At 68.2% G+C, this 13941-nt stretch carries 12 protein-coding genes and 1 pseudogene; 8 read left to right on the plus strand and 5 right to left on the minus strand.

Annotated features, from left to right (window positions below; genetic code table 11):
• Positions 1-253: 253 nt before the first annotated feature.
• The gene (locus ABZV42_RS27600) at positions 254-661 is read right to left on the minus strand and encodes a hypothetical protein (RefSeq protein ID WP_328443567.1); all 408 of its coding nucleotides are present in this window, start codon (positions 659-661) and stop codon (positions 254-256) included.
• Positions 662-1148: 487 nt separating this feature from the next.
• On the opposite strand from ABZV42_RS27600, the gene ABZV42_RS27605 reads away from it, so the two are divergent.
• Positions 1149-2726 carry an acyl-CoA carboxylase subunit beta gene (locus ABZV42_RS27605; RefSeq protein WP_356054044.1) on the plus strand — a complete coding sequence of 526 codons (1578 nt, stop codon included), beginning with the start codon at positions 1149-1151 and terminating at the stop codon, positions 2724-2726.
• A 637-nt stretch (positions 2727-3363) separates the two neighbouring features.
• A complete protein-coding gene (cimA, locus tag ABZV42_RS27610) occupies positions 3364-4995 on the plus strand; it encodes a citramalate synthase (RefSeq protein WP_355990378.1) in 1632 nt (543 codons plus the stop codon).
• A 17-nt stretch (positions 4996-5012) separates the two neighbouring features.
• Here the strand turns inward: cimA and ABZV42_RS27615 are convergent.
• Positions 5013-5111 (minus strand): annotated as a pseudogene (locus ABZV42_RS27615) (IS982 family transposase); the annotation flags it as partial.
• A 97-nt stretch (positions 5112-5208) separates the two neighbouring features.
• On the opposite strand from ABZV42_RS27615, the gene ABZV42_RS27620 reads away from it, so the two are divergent.
• The 3 genes from ABZV42_RS27620 to ABZV42_RS27630 all read left to right on the plus strand — a co-directional run bounded on the left by ABZV42_RS27620 (position 5209) and on the right by ABZV42_RS27630 (position 6813).
• Entirely contained in the window at positions 5209-5631 is a 423-nt protein-coding gene (locus ABZV42_RS27620) for a pentapeptide repeat-containing protein (protein WP_355990380.1), read from the plus strand.
• A 222-nt stretch (positions 5632-5853) separates the two neighbouring features.
• Complete coding sequence (locus tag ABZV42_RS27625) at positions 5854-6021, plus strand: hypothetical protein (protein ID WP_356054046.1); 168 nt, start codon at positions 5854-5856, stop codon at positions 6019-6021.
• A 204-nt stretch (positions 6022-6225) separates the two neighbouring features.
• Positions 6226-6813, plus strand: a complete 588-nt coding sequence (locus ABZV42_RS27630; RefSeq protein WP_355990385.1) for a TerD family protein — start codon at positions 6226-6228, stop codon at positions 6811-6813.
• On the opposite strand, the gene ABZV42_RS27635 is transcribed toward ABZV42_RS27630, so the two are convergent.
• Both ABZV42_RS27635 and ABZV42_RS27640 read right to left on the minus strand, forming a co-directional pair.
• Positions 6803-7258 (minus strand): hypothetical protein, encoded by a 456-nt coding sequence (locus ABZV42_RS27635; RefSeq protein ID WP_356054048.1) that lies wholly within the window; start codon positions 7256-7258, stop codon positions 6803-6805. The two genes, ABZV42_RS27630 and ABZV42_RS27635, sit on opposite strands and share 11 nt — an antisense overlap.
• Positions 7259-7363: 105 nt before the next feature.
• A complete protein-coding gene (locus tag ABZV42_RS27640; RefSeq protein ID WP_355990388.1) occupies positions 7364-8116 on the minus strand; it encodes a hypothetical protein in 753 nt (250 codons plus the stop codon).
• 997 nt (positions 8117-9113) lie between these two features.
• Here ABZV42_RS27640 and ABZV42_RS27645 point away from each other — a divergent pair.
• The 3 genes from ABZV42_RS27645 to ABZV42_RS27655 all read left to right on the plus strand — a co-directional run bounded on the left by ABZV42_RS27645 (position 9114) and on the right by ABZV42_RS27655 (position 11307).
• On the plus strand, positions 9114-10223 hold the full coding sequence (locus ABZV42_RS27645) for a M4 family metallopeptidase (protein ID WP_355990391.1): 1110 nt from the start codon (positions 9114-9116) through the stop codon (positions 10221-10223).
• A gap of 71 nt (positions 10224-10294) precedes the next feature.
• Positions 10295-10600 carry a protealysin inhibitor emfourin gene (locus ABZV42_RS27650; protein WP_355990393.1) on the plus strand — a complete coding sequence of 102 codons (306 nt, stop codon included), beginning with the start codon at positions 10295-10297 and terminating at the stop codon, positions 10598-10600.
• Between the two features lie 293 nt (positions 10601-10893).
• The gene (locus tag ABZV42_RS27655) at positions 10894-11307 is read left to right on the plus strand and encodes a peptidoglycan-binding domain-containing protein (protein ID WP_356054050.1); all 414 of its coding nucleotides are present in this window, start codon (positions 10894-10896) and stop codon (positions 11305-11307) included.
• 81 nt (positions 11308-11388) lie between these two features.
• Here ABZV42_RS27655 and ABZV42_RS27660 read toward each other — a convergent pair whose 3' ends face one another.
• Positions 11389-13629, minus strand: coding sequence for a serine protease (locus tag ABZV42_RS27660; protein WP_356054052.1), 2241 nt, complete (start codon positions 13627-13629; stop codon positions 11389-11391).
• Positions 13630-13941: the final 312 nt, after the last annotated feature.

The following is a 13941-nucleotide window of genomic DNA, read 5'->3' on the forward strand; positions in this document are numbered from 1 at the left end:
CGAGACCGACGCGTGGGACGGGACCAGCGGCGGGAAGTACGTACTGCGCGGAGGGGCGATCATCGCCTGGTACGTGCCCGCCGGCGGGACACCAGGAGCCAGCCGGCCGGCGGGACACGAGAGGGCGCGCGAAGACGCCCGGCTCCGCCGGAGAGTTGTCCGGCGGAGCCAGGCGGTGAAGCGGGAGGAGGAGCGGCGCCGAGGACGTACCGGTACCGGGCCGCTGCCCAGGGGCCGGTACCGGGCCGGTGTGTCAGGCGGCGTCGAGAGCGGCGGTGATCTTGCCGGCGGTCGCGGTGAGGGTGGGGCCGGGCTCGCCCTTGGAGGTACGGGCGGAGGCCTCGACGGCGACGAGGACGGTGCTGCGGAAGTTGTCGGCCTCCTCGGGGGCCTGCTTCTTCAGCAGCTGCACGGCGGCGGTCAGGGCGGGCAGGACGCGGTCGGCGATCTCGGCCGCGGACTTGCCGCTCAGGTCCCCGACCGGGGACTTCTCCGCCAGCACGTGGCCGACCAGGCCGGTGCCGGTGGTCAGGGCGATGCTGCCCTGGGTGGCCACCTTGTGCGGGGAGTCGGCGCCGGCGGCCGCGGCCATCAGCGTCACGGCGCCGTAGGCGGCGGTCCGCAGGGTGAGCTTGTCCTGGTCGCTGAGGGTGACGGACATGGTGGGGGGCTCCTTCGTGTCGTACGCCGTGCCCGGCGTCGCTCCGTTTACGTGGCTCCACTGTGGCACACACTTGGCGCCATTCTGAGCCATTTGTGGCACCGGTGTGTGCCGTGAGGTGACCTGTGCTCACAAAGCCACAGCTCGGACGGCATGGTCGCTGGCATCAGGACGACCGAATCTCGATGGCCGACACCGCCCCTCTTCGGCGACGGGCGGGCAGTCGGGCCGCCGGTGTCCTCGGGGGATGGTGGGGACACCGGCAGGCCCTTTCGGTGCTCCAAGAAGGCTCATGACCGTCCGCATCGGAGCTCGCGACCCCGAGCGTCGCAGGCCGCACTCGACGCGACCTCGAGCGCCGCTGGAGCCCTCGGTGCGTCCGCGGTGATCGTCGTCCGGCGCTCCAACCGGCTTCGAGTGACCTGGCGGACGCTGGCGGCCGGCTCATCGGACGGATGGCTGATCACGACGGCCGGAAGGGACATTTATGACCGCCCTGGACGACACACCGGTCGGGCAGCGGCGCGGCACGGTCGCCGAACTCGAGGCCGTACGCGCCGACATGCGCCGGGGACCCAGCGACAAGGCGACTGCGGCGCAGCACGCCAAGGGCAAGCTCACCGCCCGCGAACGCCTCCAACTCCTCTTCGACGAAGGCCGGTTCACCGAGGTCGAAGGGCTGCGCAGACACCGGGCGAGCGGCTTCGGACTGGAGGACAAGCGCCCCTACACCGACGGCGTGGTCACCGGCTGGGGCCGGGTGTTCGGCCGTACCGTCTTCGCGTACGCCCATGACTTCCGCATCTTCGGAGGCTCCCTCGGCGAGGCGCACGCCGAGAAGATCCACAAGATCATGGACATGGCCGCCACGGCGGGCGCCCCGATCGTGGGCCTGTGCGACGGCGCCGGAGCGCGCATCCAGGAAGGGGTGACCGCGCTCGCCGGCTACGGCGGCATCTTCCAGCGCAACGTCCGCAACTCCGGCGTCATCCCGCAGATCAGCGTGATGATGGGCCCCTGCGCGGGCGGCGCGGCCTACTCCCCGGCACTGACCGACTTCGTGTTCATGGTGCGCGGCACCTCGCAGATGTTCATCACCGGCCCCGACGTCGTGCAGGCCGTCACCGGAGAACGGATCAGCCACGACGAACTCGGCGGCGCCGACGCCCACACCACCCTCTCCGGAGTCGCCCACTTCGCCCACGACGACGAGGAGAGCTGCCTCGCCGACGTCCGCTACCTGCTGTCCTTCCTGCCCGCCAACAACCGTGAACAGCCGCCCACCGAGCCCTGCGCGGACCGGCCCGACCGGCTCACCCCGGCCCTGCTCGACCTGGTGCCCTCCGACGACAAACGCGCCTACGACATGCGCGAGGTCATCGAGGAGTTCGTCGACGCCGGCGACTTCTTCGAGGTGCACGAGGCATGGGCGCCCAACGTCGTGTGCGCCCTGGCCCGGCTGGACGGCCATGTCGTCGGCATCGTCGCCAACCAGCCCGCCGCGCTCGCCGGAGTCCTCGACATCAAGAGCAGCGAGAAGGCGGCCCGCTTCGTGCAGATGTGCGACTCCTTCAACATCCCGCTCGTGACGCTCGTCGACGTGCCCGGCTTCCTGCCCGGCGTCGGCCAGGAACACGGCGGCATCATCCGCCACGGCGCGAAACTCCTCTACGCCTACTGCAACGCGACCGTCCCCCGCGTCCAGCTCATCCTGCGCAAGGCCTACGGCGGCGCCTACATCGTCATGGACTCCCGCTCCATCGGCTCCGACGTCTCCTTCGCCTGGCCCGGCAACGAGATCGCCGTGATGGGCGCGGAGGGCGCTGCCAACGTCGTCTTCCGGCGCGAGATCGCGGCCGCGGACGACCCCGAGTCCGCCCGCAGACAGCACATCAAGGAGTACCGGGAACAGCTCATGCACCCCTACTACGCCGCCGAACGCGGCCTGGTGGACGACGTCATCGACCCCGCCGAGACCCGCGTCAGGCTCATCGACGCACTCGCCGTACTGCGCACCAAGTACGTGGCCCAGCCCTCCCGCAAACACGGCAACCAGCCCCAGTGACCCACCCGGCCACCCCGCCCGCCACCCTTCCCCCTCCCGTAGGCCCCGCCCGTCACCCTTCATCCCGGCCGCCCCGCCCGCCACCTCGGCCGGCCCGGCCCGCCACCGTTCAGCCCACCCGGCCCGCCCGGCTCCTCACCCCTCCTGCGCCGGGAGACACCCGCCCCCCGTCACCCGTCCACCAAGACCGAGCCCCGCGCGATGACGGACCCCCCGGCGCAACCCCCGTCGAAGGTCAAGCACCCGTCCGAACCCCCGGCGCAGCAGCCGCAGTTGATGCCGTGAACGGCGCCGCACGAGCTGGGCGATCGGGGCGCAGGCGCCGCCGGCCCTTTCACTCGTGACGGATGCGACGACGGACTCCGGGGCGGACTCGCGAGTGGACATGACTCTCCGGACGGTTGAGGCGCACGGCGTCAAGGACGCGCGGGATCACCGGTGTTGGGGCAGCCACGATGAACGGCCGCGAACGAGAAGCGCTCGAAGAGCACCAGAGAAGCCTTGCCCCCGACGCACACGGCGTTCCCCACCCTCCTCTTTGCCGATCCTCGACCGGGAAGCGAGCGCGATGGGCCATAGATGGACGGTGCAGCCGGTCATCCCGGTGGACCGAGATCCCGAACAGGAGATGGTCGGCATGAGCATCAACGCGAGCGACCGCACCGGGAACGTCACCGGCGAACTCGACGATCTCTTCCACGTCTTCGACACGACGCTGCGCGACGGCGCGCAGCGCGAGGGCATCAACCTCACGGTCGCCGACAAGCTGGCCATCGCGCGGCACCTGGACGACTTCGGGGTGGGCTTCATCGAGGGCGGCTGGCCCGGCGCCAACCCCCGCGACACCGAGTTCTTCGCCCGCGCGCAGAGCGAGCTCGATCTGCGGCACGCGAAGCTCGTCGCCTTCGGCGCGACCCGCAGGGCCGGCGGCAAGGCGAGCGAGGACCTCCAGGTCAAGGCACTCCTGGACTCGGGTGCCCCGGTGATCACGCTGGTCGCCAAGTCGCACGACCGGCATGTGGAGCTGGCGCTGCGCACCACGCTGGAGGAGAACCTGGAGATGGTCCGCGACACCGTCTCCCACCTGGTCGCGCAGGGACGACGGGTGTTCGTGGACTGCGAGCACTTCTTCGACGGCTACCGCGCCAACGCCGCCTACGCGAAGTCCGTCGTCCGCGCCGCGCACGAGGCCGGCGCCGATGTGGTCGTGCTGTGCGACACCAACGGCGGCATGCTCCCCGCCCAGGTCCAGGCGATCGTGCAGACGGTCCTGGCGGACACCGGCGCCCGCCTGGGCATCCACGCCCAGGACGACACCGGCTGCGCGGTCGCCAACACCCTGGCCGCCGTCGACGCGGGCGCCACGCATGTGCAGTGCACGGCCAACGGCTACGGCGAGCGGGTCGGCAACGCCAACCTCTTCCCCGTGGTCGCCGCGCTGGAACTGAAGTACGCCATGAAGGTCCTGCCCGCGGGCAAGCTCCGCGAGACCACCCGCATCTCCCACGCGATCGCCGAGGTCGTCAACCTGACTCCCTCCACCCACCAGCCGTACGTCGGGGTGTCGGCGTTCGCGCACAAGGCCGGCCTGCACGCCTCCGCGATCAAGGTCGACCCGGACCTGTACCAGCACATCGACCCGGAACAGGTCGGCAACACCATGCGGATGCTGGTCTCCGACATGGCCGGCCGCGCCTCCATCGAGCTCAAGGGCAAGGAACTCGGCATCGACCTCGGCGGCGACCGTGAACTCGTCGGCCGGGTCGTGGAGCGGGTCAAGGAACGCGAACTCGAGGGCTACACCTACGAAGCCGCCGACGCCTCCTTCGAACTCCTGCTGCGCGAGGAGGTCGAGGGCAGACCGCTGCGCTACTTCCGGGTCGAGTCCTGGCGGGCCATCCTGGAGGACCGCCCCGACGGCAGCCACGTCAACGAGGTCACGGTGAAGCTGTGGGCCAAGGGCGAGCGCATCGTCGCCGTCGCCGAGGGCAACGGCCCCGTCAACGCCCTGGACCGCGCCCTGCGCGTCGGCCTGGAGCAGATCTACCCGCAGCTCGCCCGCCTCGGAGTGGTCGACTACAAGGGCCGCATCCTGGAGGCCCGGCACGGCACGGAGTCCACGACCCGGGTCCTGATCTCCACGACGGACGGCACGGGGGAGTGGTCCACGGTCGGCGTGGCGGACAACGTCATCGCCGCGTCCTGGCAGGCCCTGGAGGACGCCTACACCTACGGCCTCCTGCGAGCGGGCGTCGAGCCCGTCGACTAGATGATCGATTCCAAGGGTTAGTGGTCGTAGGCAGTCAGTGCGCGCATGACCGGCTGGCCAGTGTGGTCGTTGTGCCAGATGGCTGCGGTGAGTGCCAGGACGCGGACGGCCACCCTTTCCTGCACATTCGGGCCCGTGCGACACAGAACAGAGCAGCCCGCGCCGGCAGCGAGGCAATGACGGCCCTGCTGAAGACCTGGCACGATGTCCGGCATGGGCCGACCGGTGACGCTGAAGGACAACCTCGCCTCTCGCCGTCAGCACGCGACTCTCCAGCGGGAGTCCTTCGACGGCGCGGATCTCGCCTCGGTGCGCTTGCAGCCCTTGTGGTTCACGCGGTGCACATTTCGTGAGACCGACCTCCGCCAAGCCACTCTCGACGGCTGCCACTTCAAGCTGTGCGATCTTCGCGGAGCCAATCTGAGCGGTGCCTCCATGAGGGGGGTCACGCTGACGGGCTGCGATCTGACCGGCGCCGACCTGCGGGCAGCGGATCTGACCGGCGCCCGATTCGGCCGGGTCCTCACCGGCACTCCGCCTCATGGGCTCACCAACGCCACCGACGTCAGACTGGACGACGCCGTCCTCCGCGACCTCCAGCTCGACCAGGTCATCGGCTGGCCCATCGCCGAGTAATCGACCGATGTCCGAGGCGCACGGACCCGCCTCGACGCATCAGGCCGACCCCTTGGAATAGATCATCTAGCGGGGGAGAAGGCTCGTCCTCATGGCCCGCGCAGACGACGCCGGGTGATGCGAGTACTGATTGCTCACTTCGGGGTGCTGGACTCCCGCCTAGGTTTCAGGCATGCGAGCGCCTCGCAACCGCGGGCGGTCCGCCGATCCGAAGGAGCAGCTGTGCAGAACGTGACCGAGGCCGGAATCACCTACGCCGTCAAGACGGGCAGCATGAACCACAACGAGATCGTCGTGGCCGTAGGTCTCGTCGCCGAGGTGGCCGACCGTGCCGAGACGAGCCTCAGGACCGGTTCCATGAACCACAACGAAATCGTGATCGCCGGCTGATCCGCCCCAGGAGTTCCCGAGGCTACCCGCCTACGTATCCGCGTCCCCGCACGAGACCGACCGTTTCGTGCGGGCGAGGCCGGAACGCACGGAGATCGCTCCCAGGCTGCGGTGCCGGCGAAAGCAGACCCCGCGACTGTGGAACCAACAAGGGCCCAGGCACACTCTGCGTGTTGTAGTCCTGATCGAAAGGTTGGCCCGGACATGATCACGCTCACCAAGGAAGACGGCCCCGCGGACCTGGATGGGGTGACCCATCTGTCCATCGGTGTGTCCTGGGACCCCACGGCCGGCAGCAGTGGCGGGGTGCTGGGCAAACTGCGCCGCAAGTCGGGGACCGACCTGGACCTGATCGCCATCGCCATGCAGGGCCGCGACCCGGTACGCCTCGCGGGTCTGGACTCCCTCGACCCCATGGGCAACGGCTCGCTGGTCCACAGCGGCGACAACCAGACCGGCCACGGCAGCGGCGACGACGAGACGGTGACCGTCGAGTTCGCCGGGGTCCCGCCCCACATCACGTCGATCGTGTTCGTCGCCGCCGCGTACAAGAAGGGCAGCGCCTTCGAGAAGGCACGCAACATCAGCTTCAAGGTGTACGACGCGACCGGCGGAAGCACGCAGCAGGTCGCCGACATATGGCCCAGCCTGCTCACCCAGGACAACGGCTGCGCCGTGGCGAAGGCGATCCGGACCGGCACCGGCGGCTGGAAGCTCGAAGTGATCAACACGACGGGGAAGATCAAGCAGGGCGACGAACACGCCCTGATGCGCTTCGCGGTCAGCAAGTAGTCCGCCGACGAAGCGACGGCACCGCAGCAGCCGTGGGGAGCACAAAGGACCAGTGGAGCCGGCCCTCCAGAGCCCGGTTCCCTGCCGTGGGCGGAGCGGGCGACCGGGCCCAGAAGCTGTCCAGATTCTGGCCAGCCGAGAGGGTGAGGCTGACGCCGGGCTTCCGGTCGCTCCTGAGTCGGCCCTTCGTCGGCAGGGTGCCCGGGGTCGGCCGCCGCTGCGCGCGGGTTTCGATCGGGACCTGCGGGCGCCAACGCAGTTGGTCGCGGCGACGGGTCAGGTAGGCGGTCTCGGCGGTGTTGCCCGCCAGATCGATGGCTTTGTCGTAGGACGCGCGTGACTGCTGACTGCGGCCCAGCCTGCGCAGCAGGTCGGCGCGGGTCGCGTGGTAGGCGTGATGGCCGGCCAGCTGGTCCTCAAGACGGTCGATGGCTGCCGGCGCCACCTCCGGGCCGTCGAGTTCGGCGACCGCGATGGCCCGGTTGCCCCGGGCGGCCGGCGGACGACTGCCGGCAGGAGGCGAACCGGGCCGTTCGGGCCGGGGGCCGACTCAGCTCTGTCCGGATCCTGCCAGAGCCGTGAGTACGCGTCGGGTCTTACTCTCGGGATGTTCGGAGAGTGTCACCCCGCGCTCCCGCAGCGCGTCCTCCAGCTTTCGCTGCTTGCGCTCGGCCCGCGCCGTGAGCTCCTCCAGGTCGTCCTCGTCCTTCGGCTTCACCCGGATCGACCCCTCCAGGAAGTCCAGACCGGCAACCGACCACGCCTCCAAGTCCACGTCCAGGTCGTCGAGCTGGACGTCGTCGAACTTCGTCGAGTGAATCGGCCCCAGCGCGACCAGCCTGCCGAGCCGGACTGCGGGCACGCAGGTACGCAGAAACTGGTCCTGCACGGCGTCGATCATCGCGGCGGGATCGGCTCCGGGCTCCACCGCACCCGACAGCGCCCCCGGAGGGTGATCACTGACCAGGGAAGCGGACAGCACACGGTTCTTCCCCGACCAGTCCTCCTCGATCTTGTACGTGAACGGCTCCGCGTCGAACGGAGCAGAGAACCGGCCGACCAACTGCTCCCGGACGCATGGACGCAACTTGACGGTCAGGTCGTCCGCACTGTCGCCGATTCTGAACCTCACGATCACGCCGCCGTCCAGCAGGGGCACGCGTCCCTGCGCGACGCCTTCCTGGTCCTCGGCGAACCAGATTCGGCGCGTGGTCATCGCACTGCCCGATGCGCCGAGGGCCGACAGCGCCGCCGCCACGTCGTCCTCGATGTTGACCTTGATCTCGACTGGGGAGAGGTGCATTGCTTCGCTCCCACACGTTGTCGCGTACGGCCTGTGGAGACCCTGGACGGACGCGTCGAACGGCGTCTGCTGGTCCAGGAGTGAATGGGGTCGACCGTCGCTGACGGTCGCCGGGGACCATCCCTGACGGGCGAGCCCCATCCGGAGCCTGCGGGGTGCCAGGCGATGGATGCCTTGGGTGTGCGACGACCCGGTTCCACCGCAGGAGGACCTCCGGCGCTCGCCGGATCACCTCACTTCAGGATATCCGATCCTGCGGGATCTTCCCGTCGACCTTGGAGCTAAAGTCCGGGAAGAGGAGGCCAGTTGATGAGGCTGCTTTCGCCGGGCCGGGAAACTCTTAAAACAGTTCGTCACCAACATTGTTGCCCCGGCAATCACATGAGGTCACGCGGAAGGACGGCACGGTGGTGGCCTTCGGCGTCGCGTCCGAAGTGACCGAGCATGCGCAGAAGTTGTTGCCCGAGGAAAGCTACCGGCCGGGGTCTGCGTCATCATGGGAAGGAGGGCTTCGCTCGGGGTGCGGGTCGTTGGCACCGAGCGGATACTCGAAGTAGACACGGTTTTCACCCCCTTCGGTCATGCGCACGAAGCAGACGGTGAGACCGCTCACTGCACGGCTGAGCCGGCATCCCGGGATTCACCTCGCCGTCCAGAGGCGCGGAGCAGGTGTTGTCCGGCGCGACAGACGCGATGGTCCGGTCACAGCAAAACCGTCCGCCTGGTGATCCACACCGTCGATGCGCCGCCTCGGGCGCGGACGATCGACGAAGGCGAGCTCCAGTCGGTGCCGGCGTGATTGTCCCCAAACGCGGAGAACAATCCACGCAACAACATCCGATGAGTGAGAATTCGAGATTTCGCCGCTTCTCCTCATGTACGCGAGGTGTCCCACATGACCAGGACCTGCCACCTCAATTGCATCATCCCCCCACACCTGCTCGAGAAGCTCCTGACAAGTGACGACAGCGAGGTGCGCCAAGTTGCGCTGAACACCTTGCTGACCACCGCTCGGTTGCGGGGTGAGCGAGGTGTCCGGGCGTCCTTCGCCGGTGTCGCTGCCACCCCCGGCAATGGCCGGCGGACCGTCTTCGACTGCAAGAACGGCACCTTCCTCCCTTCGGCTGTTCTCGCCCGCTCGGAGGACGGGCCGGAGTCCGCGGATGATTCCGTCAACCGGGCATTCGACGGACTCGGAGCGACACGCGATTTCTACAAGACGGTGTTCAACCGCGACTCGATCGACGGCCAAGGGATGCGCCTGGACGCATTCGCCCACTTCGGCGAGAGGTTCAACAACGCTTTCTGGGACGGGCAACAGATGGTTTTCGGGGACGGGGACGGAAAGATGTTCTCCGACTTCACCGGATCCGTCGACGTGATCGGCCACGAGCTGACGCACGGAGTCACCGAGCTCACTGCGGCACTCAAGTATCACAACCAGTCCGGGGCCCTGAACGAATCCATGTCGGACGTCTTCGGGTCGCTGGTCAAACAGTGGTCGCTGAAGCAGTCGGTCGACGAGGCGGACTGGCTGATCGGGCCTGAGATCTTCACCCCGGGAATCGACGGCGATGCCCTGCGATCGATGAAGGCCCCGGGGCACGCGTACGACAACGCCCTGTTCGGCAGGGACCCCCAACCCGACCACATGGAACACTTCGTCAAACTGCCGGACACCGAGAGGGGCGACCTCGGCGGAGTGCACGTCAACTCCGGCATCCCGAACAAGGCCTTCTTCCTGACGGCGGTCCGCATCGGCGGGTTTGCGTGGGAGGCTCCCGGACTCATCTGGTACGAATCGCTGAAGGCTTCCAACCCCGAGACTCAGTTCCAGGAGTTCGCGAACACCACCTACCGGAAGGCCGCGGAACTGTTTGGCGAAGACAGCGCCGAACAGTTGGCCGTACTGGCGGCCTGGCAGGACGTAGGCATCCAGATCAGCGGGATCCTGGCAGGCGTCGCCCGGGCACGAAGCCTCGCCGCCGGCCGGAACGGTGGCGCGGGCGGAGACAAGGGCATGGCGACGGTGAGCCGCCAGATCGGCGCACTGGCCGTCCAGGTGACGGGGCTGGCCAAGGACGTGACCGCGCTGAAGGGCAAGTGACCGACGGCGGTTGACGCGGGCGACCCCAAGCGACGAGGGACGCCGGTCGGTCGGCTGGGAGGGTGTGCCCGATGAAGGTGACCTGGGAAGCGCACGGAGGCCAGGCGGCTGCGATCCGCCTGGGCCTCCCGCCCAAGGTGCTCGACACCGATGCCCTGCCCGATGACGCGGCAGGGGAGCTGGACCGGTTGGTGGCGGCGGCCGTCGTCCCCGAGGCCGGGGAGGAACGGCCCAGCCGCGCCAGGGATGCGATGAGCTACACGATCACGGTGGAGGACGGCGGTCGTTCGACCGCTCTGACCCGGTCCGACGCCACTATGTCCCCGGCATTCGCGGCCCTGCTCGGCTGGCTTGAGAAACATGTCGCGCAGCAGTGACACACGCTGGTGAGCGCATGCCGGCGCCCCGGACGGGCTCTGCCCCGGGCCGAGATCCTGCGCGACTGCCACCAGCGGGTCGACAACCTCCATCACGCGGTCCAGGCAGCTTTGGCAGGGGCCCTCCTCTTGCTGACGGCCCCTCACGCAAGTTCGTCAACAGTGCTGGAAATGGGGTGAATTCTGCCGCTCGCGGCATCCCGCACCTTCAGGTTCCTGAGATGCAACCGGGGTGCGAGAAGGTCATGATGAAGAGGGGGGATCTCCCCTTGGAGGCGATGAGGATGCGACGTGTGTTCACCGCCGCAGCGGCCCTTGCTCTTCCCATTGCCCTGGCGGGTGCGCCGTCTGTTGCTGCATCCACCGGAGCTTCTGCGCATGCGGCTTCGGGTGTTCAGGTCGTGCACCAGTTGAAGAATCCGGCACACCTCGTGTCTCAGGGCCCGGATGACATCTGCAACTTCACCAAGAGCCGACCGATCCTTCATCAAGGATCGTCCGGGCGTGCGGTCCAGCAAGCCCAGTGCTACCTCAACCAGGCGATCGGTGCAGGGCTGGACGAGGACGGGGACTTCGGGCAGCTCACAAGGTCCGCAACGATGGACTTCCAGCAATGTGCCGATATCGTCGTCGACGGGCTTATCGGAGCACAGACTTGGTCCTTCCTTTCCTTCTGGGCCAACAATCCGGACGCTCCGTTCTGTTGACGGCCTCGGTACCGGCCTATCCACGCTGAGAACAGCGTGCCAGCCGTCGCCGGCTCGGCAGGTGACTGAGTCGGCGACGGGTCATGCGAAGATCGTGCTTCCGATCTTGGCGGCGACCTCTGCGTGTGCGAGGTACTCCTCGATGTTGTGCGCGCGATCCCGCGAGTTGGCGACAGCCAGATCGGTCAGCTCCCCGGTCCACACCTTCTTGAGCGGGCAACCGATGGCGACCGTATCGGTCGGGCACCACGCGTTGAACCAATGGGCCACCCGATCGGGGCGGTTGGGGCCGGGAGGGAGCAGCCGGTTGTAGACGGCGTCCATGCCCAGCGGGCTCCCGGTCGTGACGAGCAGTTCAATCTCCAGTTCCGGCGGGAGCCGGTGGATGAGGTCCATACCGACGACGGTGCCGAGGCTGTGGGTGACCAGAGTGACCTTGCCGGTGGAGGGCATCGTCGTGAGGACACAGTCCAGGACCGCCTCCCGGACGTCCGGATACTTCAGGTACGCGGCGACGTCCCGGAGGATTGCTTCGATCGTCACTTCGTCGAGATCGGTCTTGGCGGCCAGCCAGGCCAGCTGACGGCGCAGGGCCCCGACGAGCACAGCGCCCCCGAAGCCCTCGGTGCCCAGTTGCTCTTCCTGCGGCATGCCCTCCTTTTCCGCCGCCTCGGCGACGAGTTGGCTGAGCATTGCTGCCACGCCTGGGTCGAAGGCGCCGACCTCGCCGGTTGCTTCATCGGCGGCCTCGGCCGACGGGCGGGAGCCGGCTTCATGCCGGGAGATGGACTGGATGAGGACGTCGCCGTAGTACGGGAACCAGATGTCTTCCGGGTCGACCGTAGTGATCCCGGCGAGGGTGAGTCCCTCGTTCAGTCCCGCAGACCACTTGCGGCGGAGCACCTCGGGGTCCTTGTTCTCCTGGCGCCTGCCGTGCAGGAAGACCAGACTGTGCTTGCGATCGAAGGCTGAGCTCCTCCCGGCGATCCCGAGGCGGACCGCAAGTGCCTCTCGCCCGGGGACCGCTGGGACGTGCGCGCGCGTCTCGATGGGGCCGGGGAGGACGGCACCCGAGTGCAGGCCGGAGTCGGCGCCCATCTCGGCCAGCAGTGTGCGTGGGCCGGGGCCCAGTGGTGCCGCGGCAAGGTGCTTGAGGATCGAGCTGACGCGTACACCTTCGTTCGACACGTAGTCGATGGCATCGTCGCCGTCACCGCGCTGCCAGATCTGGCCGTCCTTGCGCAGGGTGCGGCCCTGATCGTCGGTCTTCGGCACGCCGCTGTGATGCAGCGCCACGACTTCCCACTGGTCGTTGAAGACCGGAGATCCCGAATTGCCGGGTTCGGTGTCGGTTTTGTAGTGGAGGAAATCGTCCAGTCGCACCTGGAGGGCGTTGTCCCGGACGGCGATTTCCTTCAGGCGACCCATCGGGTGTCCGATGACGTTCACGGGTTCGCCGATGACCAGTTTGCCTGTCTGGACGCTGAGTCTGTTCCACCCGAACCTTTCGCCCGGGGCGGGGCTGTCGGCGTCGGCGGCGATCTGCACGAGTGTGAAGTCGAGGTGTTCGTCCGTGAGGAAGAAGGCGCCGGAGTCGAGTTCGAGTCGGACTGCCGCGTCGGGCGTGTTGTCGGCGGTGACCTGGGCGTTGAACTCCACGAAGCATGCCTGAACTGATTCCTGGTCAGGCAGTACGTGGTGGTTGGTCATCAGCAGCCGTGGCGATACGAGGAAGCCGGTGCCCAAGGGCAGCTCACGACCGTTCTCGCGGACCGAGATCCGGGCGATGCTGCCACCGGCCCGAATGCCACGCGGGAGGAAGCTCCAGGCCTGGAGGTCCTTGGAGACGCCGATGATGCGCTCATTGGCGTCAGGCACATCCAGTACATCGGGGCGGATGCTCTCCACCACGGCTGCGGCCGGCACGCCTCCCCGGTCGAGCAGCCGTCTCGCGCGAGCGGCGAGCGCTTCCGGTGAATCCGGGAACCTCGTACCGGCTTCCAGACGTTTCTCGGCTGCCTGCCGCTCGAAGCTTGCCCCGCGGTACCGCTTGGCCGCGGCCTGGGTCTGCCTCTCCAGCTCCATGCGTGTTCTCAGCACCGCTGACATGGGATCCCGCCGCTTCGCCGTAGACATGTGCCTGCCTTTCCAGGAACCGGGACAGGGCCTCAGGGCGCAACAAGACAGGGTGCAATCGGGTTGCCTGCGGAAATCCCGAGAGGCATATGCTGAAGCTGGCCGTCGGCTCTGTGAGCGATGCGCCGGGCTGCAACCCGGCGGTGTGATGAATCCGAGGACTGCTCCGACCTCGGTTGTGGACACGGATTCGTGCTGCGCTCCTCGGCCGTCGGAGTGGCCGGCCGACTCGCTCGATGTGCCCCTGATCGCGATGTCGAGAGTGCGCCGCCGAGGGGGCGCCTCCCTGGTTCTCGTGCCGCAAGACCGTCACGTCCGCACCGGTGCCTGCGCATCGCTCGTCGGCGCGGTCGCGCCGACGAAGCGCCCGCGGACGCGAGCACCACTTCCTCATCAACTCCTACGGATGCTCTTCGAGGAGCACCCGTTGGGGCGGGCCCAATTGCCTGCCGGTCACGAACGCCGATGAGTTTTCCCGGCCCCGCGAGTCTCACCACC

Origin of the sequence: Streptomyces sp. NPDC005281 (assembly GCF_040607495.1) — a bacterium.
GTDB lineage: Bacteria > Actinomycetota > Actinomycetes > Streptomycetales > Streptomycetaceae > Streptomyces.

Excerpts from the sequence above, each read along its gene's own strand:
- ABZV42_RS27600 (WP_328443567.1), bottom strand. The coding sequence starts at position 661 with ATGTCCGTCACCCTCAGCGACCAGGACAAGCTCACCCTGCGGACCGCC.
- ABZV42_RS27605 (WP_356054044.1), top strand. The coding sequence starts at position 1,149 with ATGACCGCCCTGGACGACACACCGGTCGGGCAGCGGCGCGGCACGGTC.
- cimA (WP_355990378.1), top strand. The coding sequence starts at position 3,364 with ATGAGCATCAACGCGAGCGACCGCACCGGGAACGTCACCGGCGAACTC.
- ABZV42_RS27620 (WP_355990380.1), top strand. The coding sequence starts at position 5,209 with ATGGGCCGACCGGTGACGCTGAAGGACAACCTCGCCTCTCGCCGTCAG.
- ABZV42_RS27630 (WP_355990385.1), top strand. The coding sequence starts at position 6,226 with ATGATCACGCTCACCAAGGAAGACGGCCCCGCGGACCTGGATGGGGTG.
- ABZV42_RS27640 (WP_355990388.1), bottom strand. The coding sequence starts at position 8,116 with ATGCACCTCTCCCCAGTCGAGATCAAGGTCAACATCGAGGACGACGTG.
- ABZV42_RS27650 (WP_355990393.1), top strand. The coding sequence starts at position 10,295 with ATGAAGGTGACCTGGGAAGCGCACGGAGGCCAGGCGGCTGCGATCCGC.